The 23,177-nt window shown below is 55.0% G+C and carries 21 protein-coding genes and 1 tRNA gene; 9 read left to right on the top strand and 13 right to left on the bottom strand.

The window, feature by feature from the left end; genetic code table 11:
• Positions 1–72 precede the first annotated feature (72 nt).
• The 11 genes from DESAC_RS00600 to DESAC_RS00650 form a co-directional block, all read right to left on the bottom strand.
• Complete coding sequence (locus tag DESAC_RS00600; RefSeq protein WP_013705130.1) at positions 73–2,154, bottom strand: thioredoxin domain-containing protein; 2,082 nt, start codon at positions 2,152–2,154, stop codon at positions 73–75.
• Positions 2,155–2,171: 17 nt separating this feature from the next.
• The gene (locus DESAC_RS00605; protein WP_013705131.1) at positions 2,172–3,140 is read right to left on the bottom strand and encodes a ParB/RepB/Spo0J family partition protein; all 969 of its coding nucleotides are present in this window, start codon (positions 3,138–3,140) and stop codon (positions 2,172–2,174) included.
• On the bottom strand, positions 3,133–3,957 hold the full coding sequence (locus DESAC_RS00610; protein WP_013705132.1) for an MlaE family ABC transporter permease: 825 nt from the start codon (positions 3,955–3,957) through the stop codon (positions 3,133–3,135). The genes DESAC_RS00605 and DESAC_RS00610 overlap by 8 nt, the downstream gene beginning before the upstream one ends.
• Positions 3,929–5,470 carry a hypothetical protein gene (locus tag DESAC_RS00615; protein WP_013705133.1) on the bottom strand — a complete coding sequence of 514 codons (1,542 nt, stop codon included), beginning with the start codon at positions 5,468–5,470 and terminating at the stop codon, positions 3,929–3,931. Before DESAC_RS00615 ends, DESAC_RS00610 begins: the two co-directional genes overlap by 29 nt.
• 1 nt (position 5,471) lies before the next feature.
• Positions 5,472–6,803 (bottom strand): extracellular solute-binding protein, encoded by a 1,332-nt coding sequence (locus DESAC_RS00620; protein WP_013705134.1) that lies wholly within the window; start codon positions 6,801–6,803, stop codon positions 5,472–5,474.
• 15 nt (positions 6,804–6,818) lie between these two features.
• A complete protein-coding gene (locus DESAC_RS00625; RefSeq protein WP_013705135.1) occupies positions 6,819–8,135 on the bottom strand; it encodes an MFS transporter in 1,317 nt (438 codons plus the stop codon).
• Positions 8,136–8,291: 156 nt separating this feature from the next.
• Entirely contained in the window at positions 8,292–9,308 is a 1,017-nt protein-coding gene (locus DESAC_RS00630) for a glycosyltransferase family 4 protein (RefSeq protein ID WP_013705136.1), read from the bottom strand.
• Entirely contained in the window at positions 9,305–10,438 is a 1,134-nt protein-coding gene (locus DESAC_RS00635; RefSeq protein ID WP_013705137.1) for a glycosyltransferase family protein, read from the bottom strand. Before DESAC_RS00635 ends, DESAC_RS00630 begins: the two co-directional genes overlap by 4 nt.
• On the bottom strand, positions 10,435–11,649 hold the full coding sequence (locus DESAC_RS00640; RefSeq protein WP_013705138.1) for a hypothetical protein: 1,215 nt from the start codon (positions 11,647–11,649) through the stop codon (positions 10,435–10,437). The genes DESAC_RS00635 and DESAC_RS00640 overlap by 4 nt, the downstream gene beginning before the upstream one ends.
• A gap of 590 nt (positions 11,650–12,239) precedes the next feature.
• Positions 12,240–12,668 (bottom strand): hypothetical protein, encoded by a 429-nt coding sequence (locus tag DESAC_RS00645; protein ID WP_013705139.1) that lies wholly within the window; start codon positions 12,666–12,668, stop codon positions 12,240–12,242.
• Between the two features lie 194 nt (positions 12,669–12,862).
• Positions 12,863–12,939 (bottom strand) — tRNA-Met (locus DESAC_RS00650).
• Positions 12,940–13,373: 434 nt separating this feature from the next.
• On the opposite strand from DESAC_RS00650, the gene DESAC_RS00655 reads away from it, so the two are divergent.
• Both DESAC_RS00655 and DESAC_RS00660 read left to right on the top strand, forming a co-directional pair.
• Positions 13,374–14,789 (top strand): aminopeptidase, encoded by a 1,416-nt coding sequence (locus DESAC_RS00655; RefSeq protein WP_013705140.1) that lies wholly within the window; start codon positions 13,374–13,376, stop codon positions 14,787–14,789.
• A 296-nt stretch (positions 14,790–15,085) separates the two neighbouring features.
• A complete protein-coding gene (locus DESAC_RS00660) occupies positions 15,086–15,709 on the top strand; it encodes an SHOCT domain-containing protein (RefSeq protein WP_013705141.1) in 624 nt (207 codons plus the stop codon).
• 2 nt (positions 15,710–15,711) lie between these two features.
• Here DESAC_RS00660 and DESAC_RS00665 read toward each other — a convergent pair whose 3' ends face one another.
• Complete coding sequence (locus DESAC_RS00665) at positions 15,712–16,335, bottom strand: hypothetical protein (RefSeq protein WP_013705142.1); 624 nt, start codon at positions 16,333–16,335, stop codon at positions 15,712–15,714.
• 374 nt (positions 16,336–16,709) lie between these two features.
• A complete protein-coding gene (locus tag DESAC_RS00670) occupies positions 16,710–17,120 on the bottom strand; it encodes an EamA family transporter (RefSeq protein WP_013705143.1) in 411 nt (136 codons plus the stop codon).
• Between the two features lie 367 nt (positions 17,121–17,487).
• Between DESAC_RS00670 and DESAC_RS00675 the strand changes: the two genes are divergently transcribed.
• The 7 genes from DESAC_RS00675 to DESAC_RS00705 all read left to right on the top strand — a co-directional run bounded on the left by DESAC_RS00675 (position 17,488) and on the right by DESAC_RS00705 (position 23,157).
• Positions 17,488–17,955: a YbhB/YbcL family Raf kinase inhibitor-like protein gene (locus DESAC_RS00675; RefSeq protein ID WP_013705144.1), complete on the top strand. Its 468-nt coding sequence runs from the start codon at positions 17,488–17,490 to the stop codon at positions 17,953–17,955.
• A gap of 193 nt (positions 17,956–18,148) precedes the next feature.
• The gene (locus DESAC_RS00680; protein ID WP_013705145.1) at positions 18,149–18,772 is read left to right on the top strand and encodes a DNA polymerase ligase N-terminal domain-containing protein; all 624 of its coding nucleotides are present in this window, start codon (positions 18,149–18,151) and stop codon (positions 18,770–18,772) included.
• 76 nt (positions 18,773–18,848) lie between these two features.
• Positions 18,849–19,286 (top strand): 50S ribosomal protein L13, encoded by a 438-nt coding sequence (gene rplM / locus DESAC_RS00685; protein WP_013705146.1) that lies wholly within the window; start codon positions 18,849–18,851, stop codon positions 19,284–19,286.
• Positions 19,287–19,297: 11 nt separating this feature from the next.
• A complete protein-coding gene (rpsI, locus tag DESAC_RS00690) occupies positions 19,298–19,693 on the top strand; it encodes a 30S ribosomal protein S9 (RefSeq protein WP_013705147.1) in 396 nt (131 codons plus the stop codon).
• Between the two features lie 366 nt (positions 19,694–20,059).
• Positions 20,060–21,097: an N-acetyl-gamma-glutamyl-phosphate reductase gene (argC, locus tag DESAC_RS00695; RefSeq protein ID WP_013705148.1), complete on the top strand. Its 1,038-nt coding sequence runs from the start codon at positions 20,060–20,062 to the stop codon at positions 21,095–21,097.
• Positions 21,094–21,897 (top strand): tRNA pseudouridine(38-40) synthase TruA, encoded by an 804-nt coding sequence (truA, locus tag DESAC_RS00700; protein WP_013705149.1) that lies wholly within the window; start codon positions 21,094–21,096, stop codon positions 21,895–21,897. Before argC ends, truA begins: the two co-directional genes overlap by 4 nt.
• A 540-nt stretch (positions 21,898–22,437) precedes the next feature.
• A complete protein-coding gene (locus DESAC_RS00705) occupies positions 22,438–23,157 on the top strand; it encodes an MBL fold metallo-hydrolase (protein ID WP_041283712.1) in 720 nt (239 codons plus the stop codon).
• Positions 23,158–23,177 lie beyond the last annotated feature (20 nt).

Consider the following 23,177-nt stretch of genomic DNA (forward strand, 5'->3'; position numbering starts at 1 on the left):
CCGGAATCAACCCGGAAAAAAACCTTTCGTTGATTTGTTGTGCAATTTATCATCAAGACACCTTTTTCCACTTTAATCCTTTGTCCTGGTAGCCAACAAATTATCCAATCCGCCGGCGCTGAACACCGGCGCCTGACAGGTCTGGCCGTGGCAGACAAAAGCGGTCGGCCTGCCGTCTATCCGATCATAATGCCGGGCCGCAGGGACAATTTCCAGGAGCGCCTCACAGCTCTCGGGGTCTTTGACTACCAGGCGGCGGTGAGGCAGATAATGACGGTATACCACCGCGAGCATCTCCGCCAGCGCTGGCTCGGTGGGGTTTCCCACCAAGGTGATGGCGAGGGTTGGAGCCAGAAAATCTTCGGTAGCCGCGGCCAGATGCGACAATCCCCGCGGATTTTCCATCATCAAGGTCTGTAGCCGGGTCAGGGTTTCTTGGGCACGCAGGAAGTAATCCGGATTGTCGGTGAATCGGTGCAGTCGGATGAGATTGTGCACCATGACCGAGTTGCCCGACGGGATTGCCAGGTCAAAGAAATTTTTCGGCCGCACCAGAAGCTTTTCGTGGTCCACCGGCGTGGAAAAATACCCACCCGCCTCCCGATCGTAGAAAGAGGTTTCGACTTCCTTACTCAATCGCACGGCGGCCGCGAGCCAGGCCGGAGAAAAGTCGGTCTCGTAAAGATCCAGCAAGGCGGCGATAAAAAAGGCAAAGTCGTCTAAAAAGGCGCTCCCCTGTCTATCCGTCGCTGCCCAGATCCTCAGCAGTCTCCCTGCTTGGGCCTCCCGGCCCAGGATAAACTGCGCCGCGGTGATTGCGGCCCCGCGGTAGGTTCGATTATCCAGGACCTGGCTACCGTATGCCAGGGCCGAAATCATCAGGGCGTTCCAGGCCGTGATGATTTTCTCATCCCGGTGTGGCCGCACCCGCTGTTCCCGCCCCTGCCATAACCGGCGCCGTGCCTCTGTTAGGACGTGGCGCATCTCATCCATATTGAGAGAAAACTGCTCCGCCAACTGAGCTTCGTTCTGGGGCCGGTGCAGGACGCTGGCCCCGTGCTCGAAATTTCCCTCTTGAGTCACCCCGAAGGCCGCGCAGATCAGAGGCGCCCGCTGAGCACCCGCCACCTCAGCAATCTGCTCCGGCGTCCAGACAAAGAACCTGCCCTCAACCCCCTCGCTGTCCGCATCCTGGGCGGCATAGAAGACCCCTTCGGGTGCGGTCATCTCCGCCAGGACATAATCCAGGGTCTGCTGCGCCACCTGGGCCAGGAAGACGTCGCCAGTGATCTGGTAGGCCTCCAGATAACGCCGAGCCAACTGCGCATTATCATAAAGCATCTTCTCGAAATGCGGGATGAGCCAGACGTCATCGACGCTGTAACGGTGGAACCCTCCCCGTAGCTGGTCGTAGAGACCGCCGCGAGCCATTTTCTGCAATGTTAGAGAGAGGCTCTGTAAAACCTTGGGCTGTCCGGTGCGATGGTAGTGACAGGCCCAGAAGCCTAAGTCCTGGGACGGCGGGAACTTGGGTGCACCACGAAAACCGCCGTTTCCCTCGTCAAAGTCGGCTAGGTTGTGCTCAATCAGTTGATCTAGCGCCGCCAGGCTAGGCGCCTGGCCGGAAGCCGGCGTCAGGGCCAGAATCCGCATATTCTGTTCCAACGTCGCAATTACGTTATGTATGTTCGATTTCTTATTTTTATAGGAGTCGTGCAAGGCCTGCAGGAGACGGGGAAATCCCGGCAGTCCACCCCGGTCGATCGGCGGAAAATAGGTCCCCCCATAAAAGGGTTTGAGCTCGGGAGTCAAAAAGACCGTTAGGGGCCAGCCACCCCGCCCGGTTATCATCTGCACGGCATGCATATAGATGTCGTCAAGATCCGGCCGTTCCTCCCGATCGACCTTGATGTTTATAAACCATTCGTTCATCAGCCTGGCAATCTCGGGGTCTTCGAAACATTCATGGGCCATAACATGACACCAATGACAGGTGGAGTAGCCGATACTCAGGAGGATAGGCCGGTCCTCGAGGTGGGCCTTCTCTAACGCCTCCGGCCCCCAAGGATGCCAGTCCACCAGATTATAAGCGTGTTGTCGGAGATACGGGCTGGTTTCATACAGCAGCCGATTTGGCCGGGCATTGGAGTGCATAGAAAAACCTTTCTCCTTCATAAACTGAGTATTGCTTTCAATTCCTGCCGCTGGGATAGTTCCTGAAGATGGTGCAGCAGCCGTCTCAACTGCGCTTGATTCTGAAAACGCACTTCGAGGCGAAAGGAGGAGCTCTCGAAAGCCGGCGGCGGAATCAGGCGTACTTCGGGGTGATGATAGAGGCCGAGGGCCTTGAGATGATCATCGAATTGCTGCTGCGCCCGGCTGGCGCGGGGGAAGCACCATTGGCGGAATCTATGGATTATGCGGTTGATCTTCTCCGGTGCACTAAGAGAGGCATCCTGAAGAAGGCTCTGGAGTTCGGGGTGTTCAAGCCAGAAAGCCGGTGAACTGCCGTGGCGACGGCTCAAGGTCGTCAAAAATTCTACTATTTCGAGCTGGCTGCTGTGACTGAACGCGAGGCCATGCAACAGGGGCAATAAGGCGGCCCGATCCAAGGCGGTCCACTGGCTCAGCAGTGCCGCCGCCTCTACCACCAACCGGCGCTGAGCGACCAGATCCTGGTAGGCGGCCTCCAGAGATAGGAGTGAACGATATTTTCCCAAGTGCTTAGGGGAAGGCGGCAGACCCAACGGCGGCAGATAGATCCGGCAGACTGTGTCGGAATCGAAGTGCTGCAGCAGTCGGTCGATCATCCGGGCGGCCTCCAGGGGATTAAAACCGCGCCCCAGATAGTTGTCATGCAGGGAGGCCAGGAGGCACCGGACATCCGGCGTATCGGCCGGCCAGACCAACGCCGGGAAAGTCGGCCAGCCCAATTCCGCCAGTACCATAACCCGCTGGTAACCGCAGATAATCTGTCTAGAACCGTTGGGGAGCTGGCGCAGGAGCGGCGGCGACAAGAGTCCCAGGGTCTGCAACGAGTCCCGCAGCGGCCGCAGATCGAAACCGCAACTTACCACAAAGGTATGATCGGTGCAATCTACTGAGTCGAGTTCGACAGTTTTCGGCTCGATATTAAACATTGTACAAAACACTTAAAGCGGTGTTAATGAGGCCCAGAAAGAGGAGGCTGATCACTGCGCCCCGGGAGGTTTGGGCGACAATGCTTTCCCAATGATCTGCTGTCTGCAGACCGTGATAAATCGCTACCACGCCGATAAACATCCCGAACAATACGACCTTGGCAAAGTTCAAAACCAGGTCTGGCCATCCCAGGGCGTTAACGAATGAGAGCCAGAAGACTCCCCAGTACATGTCGGCAAAAATCTGACTGAACAGAAAACCGCCCCAGACGGCGCACACCACAAAGATAAAATACAAGGTAATCAGAGAAATGACCAACCCCCAAAAACGCGGCCCACCGATGACAATTTCCGGCTCCAGTCCCATCAGTTCCAAGGCCTCGATCTCGCGTTCCAGCACCATGCCGCCGATCTCGACGATCATCGCGGCACCGGAGCGCAGGAGGACAAGCAGGGCGGTCAGGACAGGACCCAACTCCCGAATGACAATGATCACCAACAAGTTGCCGACAAATTGTTCTCCCCCGATTTTCGCCAGTTGGGCCGAGGCATAGACGATAATAGCCAGTCCGAGCAGCATGCCGGTAAGGGCCACGATTGGCCAGCCGCGGCCGCCGATGAGATAAATCTGCCGGGCAAACTCGCGCCGTATCAGCCGGTATCTTGTCATGCCAACAAGGCCGAGGGTCAGCAACCGATAAAAAAGGCCAAAGATGTTGGCCAGGGATGCCAAACCGCCGATCGCGGCGGCCCCTAAGGCACCCAGAAAACGGAATTGGCCCCACGCCTTATTCAGATCCGGCTTCGGAAAGTTCATCGGTGGGGGGCCTGCTGTCAGGAACCTCCAGGCGTAGTTGCAAACCGCCCTGAGGTCCGGGTTGAATATCAAACCGCCCCCCATGCTGCCGCGCCACTGCCGCTGCCAGGAAGGGACCTAAAGGGGGAGGAGGAGTAGTCTGCGTCTGCAGCGGACGGAGAAGGCGAAAGATTTCCTCCTGGGAATAGTGTCGTCCGCCGAAACCTACTACCAAGCCAAATCCCCCGGCCGTTAGGGGCCAGGTATGCCAGCTCAGCTCCGCCAGCTCCGTTTTTTCCTGCAAGGCAAAATCTGCCAGAGACAAGATGGCCTGAACAAGATAGCCGGGGCAGCCGAACATGTTTGATAAAGGTTGATCTTCCCGGAGGCGAAGAGTCCCGGGCGGCAGGATGGCGGTCAACAGGGCGTTGATCTGCGTCGTTAAAGAGTGCAGGTCTATTTCTTGCCAGACCAGGGGCAGCGGTTGCAATAATCTGCTCCAGTCGGTAGCCCGGACGGCCATAACTCTGCCAGCCAGACGTCCTAGACTGGCCTGCCGCTCTGAAGCTATCAACTTTTCGCCCAGCGCCTGGATGACGTGCCCCAGATGCAGACAGAGAAATTGCACCTGTTCGTACTCGACAATATCATATGATTTCTGTCTGGCCAGATACGTCAGCACCGAGCTGATGTCCGAGCCCTGGCTGTCCTGGAGAGCGGCATTGATCTTGCCGTAGCCGGTCAGAGGAGTCGCGGTTTTCTGGCTTAGCCAGTAGAATCCCGCCAGACCGATCGTTAAACTGAGAACGACGCTCACTCCCATAATCCAGGCCAGGGTCCACCGCAGGCGGGTATCCTCCTCATCGAGTAGAACCAGGAAGCGCCGCAGGGCATCGGTGTTAATCCCGACCTTGGCCACCCCCCAAAAGACTGCACCTTGATCTAGCAGGGGAATATAAAAAGGAAAATACCGCAGCAGCATCTCACTTTCCGGTTTGGGACCGCGGTTGATTGATTCCAGGCGGTTTTTATCGACCCGCTGCTCGCGGTTGATGATCTCGATTAACTCGCCTTCGGTTCCCATAAGGCTTTTTAAGGATTTCTGGGGACCCTGCTCCCATTCGGTCGACTGGATATCCGACAGGTAGTAGGAATAGGTGATATGCCGCCCGGTAGGATCAGAGGGACCATGGATGAGTTCAATGCCGCGAATGGCCTTGTTGAAAGTAACTTTTTCCCATAACAGTCGTTTGACGTGCTCGTCCAGGGGGCTCTGCTGCTGCGGCTGCACGTCAAGTAATTCCTTCAGATGGGAAAATTCGAAAACGAGGAGACGGGCGATGGTGTCGGCCTCGCGTTCGATCTCCACCCGGACGCTCTGAGTGGCCTGGTCCCACATGGAGTCCAGAGCCAGATGCAAAGAAAGGAAAAAGATGAAGAGCAGACAGAAGAGGGCCAGAATGAAGGTGAGGGCCTGACGCCAGAAGAGTCTGGTGGCCAAAATAGTTTTGCCAAAGGACGCGACACCGGACATATCAATCCAGGGAGATATGCTGTTTCAACTCTTGGGCTGCGGCTTTAATGGCGGCGTCGGCCGCACTCCGGCCGGACAGCGCCGTTAGCAGGTATTTCTCCAGCGTATTATTAAAACGCCGACTTTTGGGACGAGGTTGGAGGACAACTCCCGGATATGAAAAGATCGTATCAAATACTCGTAGCACTTCCGGGTTCCGGACCTGAGACAGGGCAGTCTGCAGGGAGGGAATCTGTCCCGAGTTCTCTGCCGCCAGTACCTGAATCCGGTCATTGACCACCATATTAATGAATTGTTTGGCGTCCTCCATAATGCCATACCTGGTGATGGCGAAGCGGTTTACCCCCCAGCCGAAGGAGCCGATATTGGAGAATCGTTTTGACTGCCCGGTCTGCGAGGGAATCGGTGCTACTCCGATCTGATCCATGTTGGCAATAGCTGCCGTCCTCCGCCATTCCGGACGGTTCAGCATCTCTTTGAGATCATGCAGACGCGTGTTCCAATTAATCATAAACAGGGCTTCGCCCCGTAAAAAGGCCTGCCGTAGACTTTCGGGGGCTTCAAAATCCTTTAAGGCGGCCGGTCCCGGCGCCAGAGTTCCCTGCATGCTGCAGATCATGGCCAGAGCCGCCTCCGCTTTAGCTAACATATTTGGCTGGAAGAAGACGATATTTCCTTCTTCATCATATACTCTGCCCCCGAATCCCCAAAAGATCGGATAAAAATCATTGATAAAATTTGTGGCGTGAAAGATCAGACCGTATTTGAGAGATTTCTCCCGCGGCAAGATGTCCCGGCAGATGGCAACCAACTCATCCCAATTCCGGGGCGGGGACTTGCCGTGACGCGTCAGGAGATCATGGCGGAAAAAGAGAATGTTGCCTTTGATGGAATTAGGCGCCGCCATTAATTCTTTGCCGCCCCCGCCGAAAGCCCCAAACCGTTTTACCGAAAAGGCTTCTGCCACCACCGGAACAAGTTTCTTAGCAGTAAAAACTCCTGTTTCCTCCAACTCATACAGCCAATGAGTTCCGGCATAGCGATGAACCCAAGGGGCATCTAACAGGAGCACGGTAGGAGCCGGGCTTTCGGTGGCCAACCCGAGAACAAACGGTTCAAAGGGAAGGAAGGCCCCTGGAATAAAGAGGCCTACCACCCGACGCCCGAATTGTGGTTTCCTGTTGGCGGCATCGCTCTGGTTGAGCTGTTCCAATAGCTCCTGCGTCTGGGCATCCAGGGTGTAGGTCAGGGCTTCGCCCGGCTCGGGAGGAGGAGCAGCACCGCAGCCCAGTAGTGCCATTCCTAATAGAGTGAACAGGACCCAACCGGCCATTTTTCTGAATGCTCCTCAATTATAACCTGATCCTGCGTTATCCGATACAACCGGTTTGGTCGTTGAGGCGGCTCCCAGCCAAGGGGCCAGTTGACGCCAGTAGCGTTGTCGGTTCAAGAGTTTCAATATGATGAGGCATCCGAGCATTCCTAAACCCTCTCCGAGGAAAACCAGGCCATAGGCCGCCCCTAAATCCCCTGTAAATCGCATTGCCTGATCCAGGCAGAATCCTCCGGTTGTCTCTCCTACCGCCAGGGCCAGCCCCGAGACCAGATTCCACAGTCCCATGAAGACGCCGCTAAAGGCCGGGTGGGCCAGGCTCATGGTCAAAAAAGAGATGCCCGCGTTGAAAAAACCTTTGGACAGGCCCAAGAGCCATAATGCAGCTTCTACCTTCGGTCTGTCGGGCCACCAGGAACTTATCGCCAGGAGAATACATGCCGTCCCGCCGAGCCCGAGACTGAGAACCAGAAAGAGCTTGTTTCTCCACCGCGGCCACTTTTTTTGCATCCAATAGGCACTCCCCATGCCTAACATTGCCCCCCAGGAGGTATAAATACCAAATTTAGCCGTTTCCCCTACCGGCAGCAGCAGCACCTCCCCGCCAAAAGGGGTCAGGATGAAGGTCTGTATTGCCAGAAAAAAGACGGTGGCCGCTAAAAAGACAAAGAAAAGCACTGCCTGGCTGCTCCGGCTTAGGCCTTGCAGGACAATCCCGACAGTGGCGCCCCTTTCTGTTGGCGGCGATACAGTAGCGGACTCAACCTCGACTCCCCTGACACTCCCTAGCACTATGGCCAGCGCCAGAATGGTGAAGAGCCAGAAAATGGCCTTCAATCGATAGATTTGACTCCCCGGCAGCAGGTAGTGAAAAAAAGCCGAGCCGATGATAAATCCAGCCAGGGTGAGGAGCCAGACCAACGTCATGCCAGCTCCACGCTGGGCTTCGGGGAGCTCATCAACCAGCAGGGCATTGACCGCAGTAGCAGACACCGTCAGGCCAACGCCAAACAGGGCAAAAAGCCCGGCTCCGAGCCAGAAACTTAAGGGGTGTTGCGGTTGGCTAGCAAAAAACATCCCCCAGGAGGGAAAGATCGGCATAATCGACGCACTCAACACCATACCGCCGATAATGAAAGGACCCCTCCTGCCGCCGCGCCGATAGTATCTGTCCGAAAAGTAACCGGCGATTAATCCGCTGGGTGTGGCCAGATGCTGGAATGCAAAGATAAAGGTGACGAGCGTGGCCGGGGTCTGATACTCAACGATCAACACCCGGTTCAGTACGTTGGTCAGAAGCACCACCAAAAGCGAGGCGGCAAATCGCACCATCCCTAGTCTCAGGATAATTTTAGAATATCGGCTACTAGGCATCAAGAGTAAACTCGCAACCGGGAGCATTGCAGGTGGTTAAATATCAGTGGTCAGTGGACGGTAATCAGCAAACTACAACCTCTTGAGCACTAACCGGAGGCTGCTGGCTACTCCTTAGAGCACCGAACGGTAGAGTAACATATAGGCCTCCACCATGGCATTCGAGGAGAAGCAATCAGCTACGTGCTGACGGCAGACATGTGGGTTCAACCCCGCCGTTAGTCGTATACCCTCCAGGAGCTCGGCAAAATCAGCCGCTATGAAGCCGGTTTCGCCATGGCGGACGACTTCCGGGGCTGCGCCTCGCCCATAGGCCACTACAGGCGTGCCGCAGGCCATGGCCTCTAACATCACCAGACCAAAGGCTTCCTCAACCTCCAGGGGGAGCAGTAGGGCCTGAGCCCGTCCTAGTAGTCTCAGTTTGTTGGCAAAATCAGCAGGGCCGACATAAATCACCCGGTCGCCGTCCAGGTGGGGAGCGATCTGCGACTCAAAATAGGGCTGATCGGGTGGGAAGACCGGACCGGCGCACAGCAGCCTCAGGTTCACCGTTTGGGCCACCCGGATGGCGGTATGTAGGCCTTTCTCCGGGTAGATGCGACCCAGAAAGAGGAGGTACTCTTCTTTGGGTTGTGGTTCCGGGTAGGCCGCCAGATCAAGGCCGTGCGGAATCAGATGCAGGCGCGGGTGGCCCTCCAGGCGCCTACGCTGGGACTCACTTACCGCAACCAGATGCACGGCAGGAAAATGGAGGAGATAATCGCGTTTCATGGGCGTCACCGGTGTGTGTAGCGTTACTACCAATGGCGGCGCCTTTTCCCAGACCTGCCAAAAACCGGCGGCGTTTTCCAGATGTGAGTGGATAAGCGCTACCGGGTGGTGCTGCAACCACTGCCAGGCATGGGCTAGGTGCAGATTTTCGGAAAACTTATCCGGGGGCCAGAAGGAAAGGGGATAGATGCCCTCTTTCGGGGCTGGCAGGGTTGAGTCGCCGGAGCAGAAGACCACTACCTCCAGACCGCGTTTTCGCAGGCCTCTAACCAGCAGGTCCACCATCAGTTCGGTGCCGCCGTAAGTCAATGGGGGGACGGGAATCCAGGGAGGAGCGATGTGGGCTAGAGGTGTGGTCAAGAGTCATCCCCGCAATTTTGCGGGCCACGTTGGAAAACCCTATTGCCTGTCGGGTTCAAAACCGCAGCGATCTCCGGGAGGTCTCCGAGCGGGGGAAAGGTATGCTCTCCTAAGGCGACCTGCAGCCATTCAGGTGAGGCGGCCGGTCCCGATCCCATTGTAGGGATGGTCAGGTGCGGCGAGCCGGCAACCGTCTGCGACCAGGAGAGAAGGCCGTTTCGCCGGAGGACCTCAAATAACGTCAGAAAAACATTACCGGCCATCTGGTCCAGACCTGGCAGACTTCCACTTGAAACCAGGGGGGCGTGGCGGTGGTCCATCTGACCGACAAAAACCTGCGCCACCTGCTCCAGGGCGGGAATGTCCGGATGGAGCTGCACCTGTCGCAAAGCCAACGCCAGGAGGATCATGACCTCAACGCCGTAGCCGGCCTTGAATGGCACCGCAGTCCAGAACCTCAAAGTCCCGGCCATCTCGCCAGAGAGCAGATACACCAGGGTTTGCAACGGTTTTATGGCCGAATGGGGGATGGTGGCCAATAGCGATCTCAGAAAGGCGTTCAATCGTCCGCCCTGAGGCCGGAAATAGACAATCTTGGCCGCTTCCACCTGCTTGAACCAAAGAATGGCGCCCACCGGTCCCGCCAGCCAGTGGGAACCGAAATAGGATGGGACGATATCCGCGTCAATGAATTGGATTATTGTTCGGTCATCGGTGACCTCCCCGGATTGTACCAGATGATAGAGCAGGGCGCGCATAACTGCACCCTTGCCCCGGATCTGGGGCGGTTGATCCGGAGATGGAAACTGACGGGCCTGAAAAAGCTTCAGCCAGGGCCGATGGCGGGTAAGTTCCAGCAGAGCGCCAGGCTCATCCCCCCCCAAGGCCAGCCAGCCCTGGTCAAAGAGGAGGGGGTGCAACGGCTCTAGCAGGACGCATAATTTTTCGAGGTTAGCCGCTTCCTGAGCCTCTTTGACCGGAAAGACAACATGTATCGGGACGGATGCGGCCCGTTTCAGGGCGATGACCTCAGCCAACTCAAAGGCCTCGGCCTTTAGGAGCCCCAGGGGCGGAAAGGACGGTTCCCGACCAAGCCCCCGCGGATTAAGAAAAACCATCGGTTTGATCAAACCTGACCCCAGATGGCGGCCAGGGCCGCTTCCCTGACCTCGGGCGCGGCCAGCCATGACTGAAGTCGACGCCAATGGAGGACAACGTCCAGATAGGTCTGAAAGACACTCCTGGCGGGCGGGGTCGTCTGCATGACTGCCAGGTTCAACAGCGTCTGACGGGCGTCTTCTTCCTCACCCGCCTCCAGGTATTCCAGCGCCAGGGCCGTATGAGCCCGATACGCCCGTAGCTCCAAATCTTCGGTCAAGAAATTGCCCGGATAGGGCATGAGTTCTTCCGGTGCAACCAGGGCCATACTAGGAGGCGATTCCTGCGAGAGGAGTTTTTGGCGGGTATACCAGAACCGGTTTAAATCCTGCCGTAGTCGGAGCCAGCGCGGGTGGGGTTTGGCGGGAGGGTCATGCAGCACCCGGAGCTTATGGTCCAGGAAAAATGGCACCTGAAACATGCGGGCATTTATGACGTAATCCACGTCTTCCCCCCGGACAACGGCCGGATCAAAGGGCAGATACCGATACAGTGGAGCTCCTAAAACCATGTTGCCCCCCAAAGCCAACGGCGTCAACCGCAGGTTGGCATCGGGTGCCGCCAGCTCGCTCCAGGCCTGATTCATCCAACGTATCTTGGGCCACCAGAAGGACCAGGGGTCGGTTGGCTCGGCCGCCAGAATGCCGCCATCGGGATTTTCGTATAGCCCCCCCAAACCGAACTTTTCATAATCCTTCGCCAGCATCGTGTAGTCTTCCTCAATCCGGGCCAAATAATCCGATTGGACTAGCATCTCATCATCATCCAAACTGACCAACACCTCGGCAGTCAAAAGGTTGGCCAATACCAGTGTCAGATTGCGAATGGAAGCATAGCCGGAGAGGGAAAGGAGGCCGCAGAAATCTCCGCAACCGCGACCGCGGCAGAAACTATGAAGTTTTTTGAGATGTGAGTAGGAAAACAGCAAAGGCTGGCAAGACAGAGGAAGGCTGGCTAATATACTGCAGAGGCGTTCCTCTACCGCCTCCGCCAGAGTCTCGGCGACGGCCGCGGCGACGATCACCACCTGCATCTGCGGCCCGGAAAGGTCTCTAAGGCTATCTAAAAAACGCGCTAAAGTGCCAGGAGCATCCAACGGAGTGGGATGATCATAAATGACCTCCTCCTTCCCCACTCCCCCAGGATGGGTCCAGTATGTGGGTACTGCAAGACAAAAACGCATCGCGGGCTCAGATTACCTTGTCAAGAAAGCGCCGTCAAGGACTATTCCCGACTTGAGACGATCATATCTTCAAGTCAACGTTAAATATTTAAAATACTTGTTGACATATTTTTGAACATATCATAAAATGAGCGGCAATTTGGGAATATTGTGAACAAGGATGTTTAATAATGTGAACAGCGCGATATTGAGTTGTCGGGCCTGGAATCTTGCCCACCTGGAGGCGATTACGTGGGATGATGGTAAGGTTGCCGTATTTCCAAGGAGGGAAGGCAGGCGGATCTGATGTCAGGCCCGACTTTGAGAGCAGCAATCAACCTCCATTCCTGGCAAGACTCGAAGTGGGCAACCGATAAGCCTGGTATATCTTCTGCTAGTACCATCGTCTCGGGTTAAGCGTTCCACAAGCAGCATTCCTGCACGGATGCCGGTTGCTGCGGGTGAGGCGCCGTACTTATTTTCAACATCTTACCCTTCCGGCCGCGGTCGAGCCGCCTGGTATCTCCCACCGATTAACCCACACCTGCAAAGCCGAGCTGCTGCCCCTTTCGGGTTGACGCCGGGGGCAATCTCACCGCCTCGTATCGTAGTTATTTCTGCTGACCGGCCTTTTTAAGGTTTTTAGCTTTCTTTTTCTGGGTTTTGGCCGCTGCCGGCTGATTGGCCGCCGCGGCCTTACTCTTTGAGATTTTATTGCCAGCAGATTTTGCGACTTGGATAGTCTTAACTTTTTTGCCGACCGGAACTTTCACCGCCTTGGGTTTGACCGGCGCCGCTTTGGCAACCGGGGTCTTTAGGGCAGTAGTTTTGGCTGCCGCAACGGGTTTGGGGCGCTTCACCTGCTCCGGCGGAAGGGCCTTGGGAGCAGGGGTCGCATGATTCTGGATAGGTTGGCCCACAGTGGCCTGCAGTTCAAGCGGTATCTCGGATGGCGGTGCAACCTCCTGTTGCGCCCGGGCCACTGCCGGAACGACCAAACTACCGATCATTAGGGCTATGAGGCAGAACTTTTTTTTCACTAGACGCCCCTCGTTCACTTTCTGGCAGGCGGATAGCACTCTCCGATCAGCTTTCAGCAAAAACTACTGGGCAGGGCAACTATTTTAGGATCGAGCACGCTATGCTATGAATCGGCACGCTGTTATCGGCAATCACGGCAACCGCGGCACGCTGCCAGATTTTGGGTGAGTTTCACGGGTAGATAGTTTTGATCTGGTGGCGGTGCAGGGATTTGAACCCCGGACACTGCGGATATGAGCCGCATGCTCTGACCACCTGAGCTACACCGCCACATCAACTCTGTTATATTGTACCGCACCAGGCAAGATGTCAATAAGAAAAGTAGCTGCAGCCGTTCCGCTTAAGAAATAAGGGACAGTAAACGTTAAGCTTTCTGCCGCTAGCGAGATAAAGTAGATCAAAAGGTCGTGAAATTGAAGAGAAAGCAGCATACCGGCGATGGATTATAAGGCTGTGGTGACTCCGACCTGACAGGCTTATCTCCATTATTACTACGGCGCCTGGTCTCGCAGTTTAGACAACCATTTTTTTCGGACAATAAGTTGAAACAGTCTTATGGTATATTAATAGGCTGAGGTCTTTAGATTGAACCGCTGAAAAGTCAGGTGAGTGTACCCCCTCGTTCAATATCTACGGACATGACCTTCGACACGACCTTATCGAAAGACCTTGGACTTGATTTTTAGATGCTAAGGAGTTTTCTCATGGAGATACCGGATAAAGATACGCTTAAGCAGATCCAGGACCGGCTGAGCTTGACGCCCCGTCTGGTTTGGGACCATGTTGACGAGGTGGAGCGTCAGGCCCTGATGGCCTATGCCGAGGTGTATAAGGGGTTTTTAAACCAGGCCAAGACCGAGCGCGAGGCCGTCTTGGAGGTGCAGCGCCAGGTCCAGGAACGCGGGTTTATCGAATTGGCAAGCGGCCAGGCCGGGTCGAAGTTTTTCCTCAATTATCGGGGCAAGACCATCGCTCTGGCTGTTTTGGGGGAGCGGCCGGTGAGCCAGGGCTTGAGGATTGTGGCGGCCCACATCGATTCGCCGCGTCTTGATCTCAAACAGAACCCGTTGTACGAAGAAACTGATCTGGTTTATTTAAAAACCCATTACTATGGTGGCGTCAAAAAATACCAATGGCTGGCTCGTCCGCTGGCCCTGCACGGGGTCATTCTGAAGGAAAATGGCGAATCCGTAACCCTGCGTTTAGGAGAAGACCCGGACGATCCGGTTTTTACGGTCTGCGATCTGCTGCCGCACCTGGCCCGCAAGGTGCAGATGGATAAAAAAGTTGATGAGGCCTTTATCGGCGAGAAGCTGAACTTACTGGTAGGGTCTCTGCCCTTGGGGGACAAAGAGATAAAAGAAAGAACCAAATTACACCTGTTGCACCTGCTTTCGCAACGCTATGGGCTTACCGAAGAGGATCTGTTCAGCGCCGAGCTTGAGGTGGTGCCTGCGGGGCCGGCGCGCGACATCGGTTGGGATCGCAGCCTATTGGGTGGCTATGGCCAGGATGATCGGGCCTGTGCCTTTGCCGCGGTGGCCGCGGCGTTAGACCTGACCGCCCCGTCTCATGCCTGTCTGGTGCTGTTAGTTGATAAAGAGGAGATTGGCAGTGCCGGCAACACTTCGGCCCAGAGCATCCTGTTGGAGGAGATCGTGGCGCAGTTGTTGGCTCGGCAGGGAGAATCCACCGCCCTCCGCCGTCAGGCCCTGATGCAATCTCAGGCCATTTCGGCCGATGTGGCAGCGGCTTTTGATCCTGATTGGCCGGAAGTCTATGAGAAGCGAAATGCCGCCCGTTTAGGCTACGGCGTCTGTCTGACCAAATACACCGGCCACGGAGGCAAGTACCAGGCCAATGACGCTCATGCCGAATACCTCAATCGGCTGCGCGGCATATTCCGAGAAAGCGGCGTCATCTGGCAGACCGGGGAGCTCGGCAAGATTGACGAAGGCGGCGGCGGCACCATTGCCAAATTTTTGGCCGCCTACGGTATGGACATTGTCGATTTAGGTCCGGCGCTGTTGTCGATGCATTCACCCTTTGAGGTAGCCTCCAAGGCCGATTTGTACATGACCTATAAGGCCATCCGCAGCTTTTTTAGCTGTGCTGCATGATCGGTGATGAGGTCTATCCGGTGCAATCAGGACTAGCGAATGGGGTTATCAGGCTCCGGGGATGACGGGATATGCAATTTACCTTGCAGGATGTTTGAAAAAAAAGTAAATTCTACCAATAATGCAACTGCCCGCAGGAATGCCATGCAGCCAGGAGATGTTTCCAGTGCTGGTCGTTTTCTTGGTAGTGTTGCTTGGCATTGCGGTGTGCAGGAATCCGGTCCTTGGACGCTCTTCTTCCTCGGAAAGAGGCTCGAGATAAGGGGACCGACGAGCTTGGTTACCAGGAATCAAACATGAAGAGATTTTTCGAACGGGTCAAGACCCAAGGAGAAGCCCCACCGATTGCCTCCTTCGGCAATATGATGACCTTTTACAGCTTACTCTTTTTTCTGCTGGCGATTCCCTTCGTCCTGATTGTCGGTCTGGTCTGGATTACCGGCGTCATCGGCTTCAGTGCCTGGATCACTGCCGCTTTTCTGGGTCTGGCGGGATTTTTTTCCTGGCGAATCTATCGCTGCTGGCAGAAGCTGAAATCCCGGCTGGCGGCACAGAGTTCTGAAGTTAGTGATATCGTTAAGGAAGCAGCTAAGTCCGGTAAAGATATCGAAGTGACCCTGTTGAATGGACTGTTGAGCTTCCGTTATCAGGGAGGACGTTACCCGGCGCCTTTGCAGTTGGGAGCTCCGCCTCTGGCGCTGGAGGGACCTGCCAACCTCGACTTGGAGGCGATGGCGGCCGTGGCAGTTGAAGAGAGCTTGGGTTCACCGGGGAAACTACGGCAAGAAATCGAAGGTTTTTTGCGTCTGCGCGACTCCGGCGTCATCAGTCCGGAAGAATTTGAGACCATCAAAGGCAGGCTCTTACAGCGATTTGCAGAGAGATCGCCGGTGCCGGAGTTAGATCAACCGGCCGGCTAGAATTATACTGCATTAAAGTCTGGGTCTGGTTCGGTCAAAACCTCATGGCTCAGGGCAAAGGCGGGGCCTTCGGTGACCGAAACGCTGTCCCAGAAATCTCTTTTATAGCGGTAGTATTGGTGCAGGCGCTCCAGACCGTGAGCCAATTGTGCCTGAGAAACATCATTGATGTGCAAGATACCGCATTGCAGCAGGGCCAAAAAACTGGCCGGCAGATAGAACTTTTCCTTGCCGATTACGCTCTTCAGTTCCAACCGGTGGCTGCCATTTTTCTTGGCAAATACCATGGCCTGGTAAACCCGCCGGCTCGGTATGGTGGGGTTAGGTTCATACCGCAGTTTTCCCAAGGGAATCTGCATCCTGCCAGAGGCGTGGGACAGACGTGCTGCAATCCGGGAGATAAAACCCATGAGTTCCCGAGCCACCCGGTTTTCGTTCAATTCTGCCAGTTCAAACATGATGCGGGCGTAGTAAAAGAGGATGAGCCTGATCCATTCCTCAACCCCGTTCTTTCCGGTCTTCCATTCTACCTGGGCAGATACCTGGTCATCCTCAAAAAAATTGATGAGCGCTACGCTTTGCAGGGTCTCACGGTCCCGATCGAAAAACCTAAAAAGTTTTTTCATGCACCAGACTCATATCTGTAAAAATCGGAGCGTTAGCAACTATGCTGTGACCATCGGCCAGCGCGGTGGCCTTTTTAGGATAATCGCAGAGTAGCATATTTCTGCAGCAATACACTTTAGCAAGCGGAAGGATTCCGGCTGGAGTGCGGTCTGGGTCCAGCCCAATGGTTTTGGGATTTGCATACCGGATGTTTAGATATCTTCCTTGAGCTTTTAAAACTCGTTCTTCACGTCTACACGCTGACTTCGATTCAGGCAACTGCTGACATATCCTAGGTTATCGCAGCTAGAGGGAAAAGTCAACGCATCGGAGGCGCCTTACTCTGCGCTCTCACATATTTTCTGGCAACGCCGGTTTCGGTGATCTGGAAATATTACTTGGACAACAGCCATACGGCCCCGGCTGCCAGGATGATTCCTGCCAGATGGCGCAGAGTAAGGCTTTCCTGCAAGAGGATTGCTCCGAGAACTACAGTGATCAAGGGATATAAAGACGTCAGGGGTACGACAACGGTCGCCGGTCCCAGAGATAGGGCCTTGAGGAAAAAAAACAATGCCAGGCCACCGCTGAAACCGGCCGCGATGGCCGCCGCCAGTCCCGGTAGGGTCCAGGCAACTGGAGTGCGCAGAAGCCCCCAGATAAAAACCCCGACTATCAGGTAAACGAATAGCTCCACCCAAAAAATGGCCCAACAGGGGAGATGGGATGAGGCAATCTTATTAAAAATACCCCAAAATCCCCAAAATATCAGTGCCAGAACAGAATAGAACAACCAGCCGGTCATAGCTTCCTCGCGGCGAATTATTTTTTATTCCCAAAGAGTTCCTGGAGGGTTGTCGAGTTGATTTTTCTATCGATGAAAAGTATCATGAATATATCCTAAAGATCGGGTTTTGGCCAGAGACCAGGCGAAGGGTGCCAACTTAAAGCCGATCTCCGATTCGGGGATAAAACAGATGCATACAAATTGTCATGTTCTGGAGATCACAACGAAGCATGAAAACAGAACCGCGGCGGCGGCTCACAATAATGCTTTTTCTGCTCACCGCGCACTGCCCGCTGCTCACTGTTTTTATATAAAGATCTTCGCTGTTTGGCTCGGTATCTGGTGTTTGTTATTCCTCTCAACGACTCCTAGAGAAGGAGACGCCATGGAACTGACCTCTACCGCCTTTGCCGATAAAGGTAAAATTCCGGTTGCCTACGTCATGCCCGGAGCAGGTGGAAAGAATATCTCCCTGCCCTTTAGCTGGAGTGAGGTCCCTCCGGGCGCCAAATCCCTGGCCCTGAGTATCATCGATCCACATCCGGTAGCCAACAACTGGGTTCATTGGCTGATCATCAATATTCCCTGTGAGGCTCAGGGGCTGTTGGAAGGGGCCTCGAGGAAGAACCTGCCAACCGGCGCCCGGGAGCTCCGTAATTCCTTCGGCGAGATCGGCTACGGCGGTCCGCAGCCGCCCAAAGGGACCGGCGACCATCCGTATGTCGCGACTCTCTATGCCTTAAATGTCAAGGAGTTGGATCTTCCGGGAAAACCATCTCTGGCCGCTTTTCAAAAAGCCCTGGAAGGCAAAATCCTGGCCACCGCGACGATCACCGGCTTTTACGGACGGTAGTCGAGGCACAGGCTATCTGTCAAACTACCGGAGCTCACCCTCATCAGAATAATATCGACGTGTTGGGCTGGCGGCGTGTTTTAACTGATCATCAAGCACATGCTTGATAGTTGAGTGTCAGGTGCTGGGGCGAACCGGATTACCGGAGAATCCGGTTGACTCGGTCCTGGCGTCAGCAGCAGAGCAGGGTAAAATGAGTCAAGACGATCCCCTTAACACCTACCGCCGGAAACGGGATTTTGCTGCTACGGCGGAGCCGATGGGAGGAACACTGGATGCGGGAGAAGCGGCGCCCGTCTTTGTCATTCAAAAACACGCCGCGCGTCGGCTGCATTACGATTTCCGCTTAGAAGTCGATGGCGTCCTCAAATCCTGGGCGGTGCCCAAAGGTCCCTCCACCAATCCCCAGGACAAACGGCTGGCGGCTCCCACCGAGGACCATCCCCTGGAATATGCCACGTTTGAGGGAGTTATTCCTCCGGGACACTACGGCGCCGGTACCGTCCTGGTCTGGGATCTGGGAACCTACCGGAACCTCACCGAAAAAAAAGGCGAGGCCATTCCACTGCCCCAGGCATTGGAGCACGGTCATATTACCGTCTGGCTGGAGGGGAAAAAACTGCGCGGCGCCTACTCCTTGACGCGCTTCAAGAAAGGCCGGGATGAAAGCTGGCTGCTGGTGAAAAAGAACGACGCCGAAGCCGATGCCTCTCAGGATCTTCTCCTGACCCGGCCAGAGTCCGTTCTGAGCGGTCGGACTATTGAGGAAGTAGCGGCCGCGAATGAATTACTCTCCGAAGAATTATGTTCCAGGTGAGATTTTCCACCTTAAATTATTGACAACCTAAAAATATATAGATATAAATAACTGTTTCAATATTTCGGAGATAGTTATGAAAACCTTTGTAGCGTGTGAAAAGGACATTGATAAAAAGTGGTATGTAGTGGACGCCAAAGATCAGGTCATCGGTCGATTGGCAACGCAGATCGCCATGATTCTGCGTGGAAAAACCAAGCCCATTTTTACCCCACATTGTGACACGGGCGATTTCGTTATTGTTGTTAACGCCGAGCAGGCCTTGTTTACCGGCAAAAAGCTGGACAAGAAGATTTATTATCGTCACAGCGGCTATATCGGCGGCTTGAAATCCACTACCGCCCGCCTGATGTTTCAAGCCAAGCCGACCGAGGTCCTGCGGCAGGCGGTACGGGGTATGTTGCCGAAGAACAGCCTGGGAAGGCGATTGTTGAAAAAATTGAAAATTTACACCGGCGGCGAGCATCCCCATCAGGCACAGAAACCGGAAATCTTAGCCCTGAAAACCAATTGATGAGAGAGGATATGGCCCAGTCGAACAGCATTCACGCCGTGGGCAAGCGGAAAAACGCCATTGCCCGCATTTATCTGAAGCCCGGAACCGGTAAGATTATGGTCAATGATCGGGAATTCGAGCATTATTTCCCGGTCGAGATTTCCCGGATGATCATCCGCCAGCCCCTGGAGTTGGTCAACGCCGGGGGAGATTTCGACATCTACGTTAATGTTCAGGGGGGTGGCATGTTCGGCCAGGCTGGTGCTATCAAGCACGGAATCAGCAAGGCCTTGCTGTTGTTGAACAGTGATTTCCGCCCCATTTTGAAGAAAGCCGGTTTTTTGACCCGTGACGCCCGCATCAAAGAGCGGAAGAAGTATGGTCAGCGTGGGGCTCGGGCCAGATATCAGTATTCCAAACGTTAGGTCTCCTTATTCTCCAGCCTGGTAGTCGGCATGGGGCAGGTTTGGGGGCATTTATATAAAAGCAGTGGGCAGTGGGCGGTGAGCAGAAAAAGCATTATTGCGTGCCGCTGCCACGGTTCTGTTTTCATGCTTCGTTGTGATCACCAGAACATACCAATTTGTAAATAATCGGCCAGGGGCGAAGATCATGTTCCTGGCCTTTTTATTTGGGCGAGACTGCCTCGGCATATACGGTTGACGGCGACATTGTTGGTAGTAGAGTAAAGAATCCGAACCGATCCCGGTAAAAGGTTTTCTTCCGGGGGGAACATTTTGCAGTGATCGGGTACTATTTTCGGGGTAGGTCTGCAGGGCAGAGGAAAGCGCATGGTTAGAGTTGCTATTATAGGGGGGTCGGGATATACCGGCCTGGAGTTGATACGTCTGTTAGTCCGGCATCCTGGTGTTGACTTGACTGCCGTCACCTCCAGGGAATACAACGGCAAACCGGTCAGCCTGGCCTTTCCGGCCCTGGCCGGGGTCTGCCACCTGACGTTTTCTTGGCCTGATCCGGACAGGCTGGCGGGTGCGGCGGACCTGTTCTTCGTCGCCCTGCCCCACAAAACTGCCATGGCGGTCATTCCTTCGCTGTTAGAGGCCGGCGGTAAGGTGGTGGACCTGAGTGCCGATTTCCGTTTTCGGGATCGGAAGGTCTATGAAGAGTGGTATCAGGAGCATACCGCTCCCGAGCTTTTAGCCGAAGCGGTCTATGGCCTGCCGGAATTGTACCGGGAAGAGATCAAGCGGGCGCGGTTGGTAGGAAACCCTGGCTGTTACCCCACCAGTGTTATTTTGGGGTTAGCCCCCCTCTTGCATGCCGGTCTGATTGAGTCCCAGGGAATTATTGCTGATTGTAAATCCGGGGCCAGCGGCGCCGGTCGGGGAGTTAGTTTAAGTACGCTTTACTGTGAGGTCAACGAAGGTTTTCGGGCCTATAAGATAGCCGAACATCGCCACACGCCCGAAATGGAACAGGAATTGGGCCGGCTGGCTGGATTGCCCCTGAAGATTACCTTCACCCCCCATCTGGTTCCAATGAACCGGGGAATTTTGGCTACCCTCTATACCGTCCTGCAGGGTCCTCTCGAGGAACAGGAGATTGCCGCCGTTTTTGAGCAGTTTTATCGGGGTGCGCCGTTTATCCGGCTCTGCCCGCCGGAGATTCTGCCCAACACTGCAGCAGTGCGGGGTTCGAACTACTGCGACCTGGCCTGGCGGTTGGATCAGCGGACCGGCCGTTTGATCGTCGTATCGGCCATCGATAACCTGACTCGGGGGGCCTCCGGCCAGGCGGTCCATAATATGAACCTGATGCTCGGGTTTCCCGAAACCCAGGGGCTCGAAGTAGTGCCGTTTCTGCCTTGAAAGGCCTCCCCCTCCCAACGCCATCCGTCACTGCGCCGGTCTCCGGCCCCATCTCGCCTACTCGCACTATCTGTCTGACCTTGGAATATGACGGCACCGCCTATCATGGCTGGCAGCGCCAGGCAAACGCCCTGACTATCCAGGAGGTAGTGGAAACCTGCCTGGCCCGGCTCACCGGCCAGGTTATCCGTCTGCATAGCTCCGGCCGGACCGATGCCGGGGTACATGCCCTCGGACAGGTAGCCCATTTTCTCACCACCTCCAGCCTGCCGCTGTCGGCCTTCCGGGAGGGGCTGAACAGCCTGCTGCCCCGCGACCTGGCTATCCTAAAGGTTTGCGACGCGCCCGCAGGTTTTCACGCCCGCTACTCCGCCACGGCCAAGACCTATGAATACCGCATCTTGAACCGGCCGGTGCGCTCGCCGGTGCATTGCAACTATTGCTGGTGGCTGGCCAGACCTCTCGACCAGGGTCTCCTCCGGCAGGCGGCGGGCTATATTTTGGGGGAGCAGGATTTTGCCGCTTTTCAGGCCAGCGGCGGCTCCGTGAAAACAACGACAAGGAAAGTAATGGCTGCCTCCTGGGAAGAGAAGCCCGGCGGCTGGCGCATCTTTCAGATCACCGCCAACGGTTTTCTGCGCGGTATGGTGCGGGCGCTGGTAGGAACCATGGTAGAGGTGGGGTGGGGCAAACGTTCGCCGGGAGACCTGAAGCGCCTCCTGGCGGCGAGAGACCGTCGTCAGGCCGGTCCTACTGCTCCGGCGGCAGGGCTGTATCTGGTGGAGGTGAGGTATGATTGATGTCGGCAACTTTACCACCTCCGCCAAGCAGAAGGATAAAAAGTGAAGGTCCTGATTTTCGTAACCTGCAAGTCACCCGCAATCCATGAAAATTGCTGTCGGACCATTCCAGAGAGCGGGATACGCTCCGCTTTTCCGCCCTACGACACTGCCACACCGGCAGGCTCGTCCGATAGGGGTGAATCTTGTATTCGCCCCACTTGCATTCGCCTCAAGCAACTGAAGTATTACGGAACTTGAAACCCAATTCTTCTTTGAGACTCCTGCAAAATTCCCTTTTTTGCTTCCTTGTCATTCTGAACGCAGCGAAGAATCTAACGTTTCTTGGAAGTTAAGATCCTTCACCTCGTTCAGGATGACAAAATCAGACTTTTTGCAAGAGGCCCTTATTCGTTTGGTAATTTATTTGCTATTAAACCTGAGCAGTGATTAAATTAACAGGTAGAGAACTTACACATGCTATTTCGCATCCGAAAGATATATTGTGTGGTCCTAATAATACTTGTTGTCATGCTGAGTTCTTCTATGAGGGGGGAAGCCATGTCACCGTTTCTGCGCATCAGGGTTGTCTTTGATAACGTTCAGTACTCCAAACAACTCAATACCGCTTGGGGATTCTCATGTATAATTGAGGGAATGTCCAAGGTAATTCTTTTTGACACCGGAGCGGATGGGAATATCCTGTTAGGCAATATGAGGAAGATCGGGTTTAATCCGCAAAAAGTGGATGCCGTTTTTCTTTCCCATGTCCATGGTGATCATATCGGGGGTCTCCAGGCCTTTTTGCAGCAGAATCCCAAGGTCGTTGTCTATCTTCCGGCATCGTTCCCGGCGTCTGTGAAAGAGTCTATTACCGCTTTAGGGGGAGAGTTCCGGGAAGTTGCGGCGCCGCAGAAGGTTTTTGACCATGTTTATACCACAGGCGAGCTCGGTTCCTGGATCATAGAGCAGAGTTTGATCATTCAGACTCCCAAAGGTCTGGTCATTGTTACCGGCTGTGCCCATCCCGGGGTCGCCCAGATAGTGAGCCGAGTCAAGCAGTGGCTCAAGGAAGAGGTGTACGTACTGATGGGCGGTTTTCATCTTAAAGGGGAGTCTCCGAGCGAACTGCGGCGAATTGGGGCGGAACTGAAGGCATTGGGAGTGAAACGCGTTGCTCCCAGCCACTGCACCGGGGAAGAAGCCAGAGAATTGTTTCGGCAGTTGTGGGGACCTGATTTTATTGAGAGCGGGGTTGGCGCGGTCATAGAGATTCAGTAAGAGCAGGCTTCCGCGCCTAC

Origin of the sequence: Desulfobacca acetoxidans DSM 11109 (genome assembly GCF_000195295.1) — a bacterium.
Lineage (GTDB): Bacteria > Desulfobacterota > Desulfobaccia > Desulfobaccales > Desulfobaccaceae > Desulfobacca > Desulfobacca acetoxidans.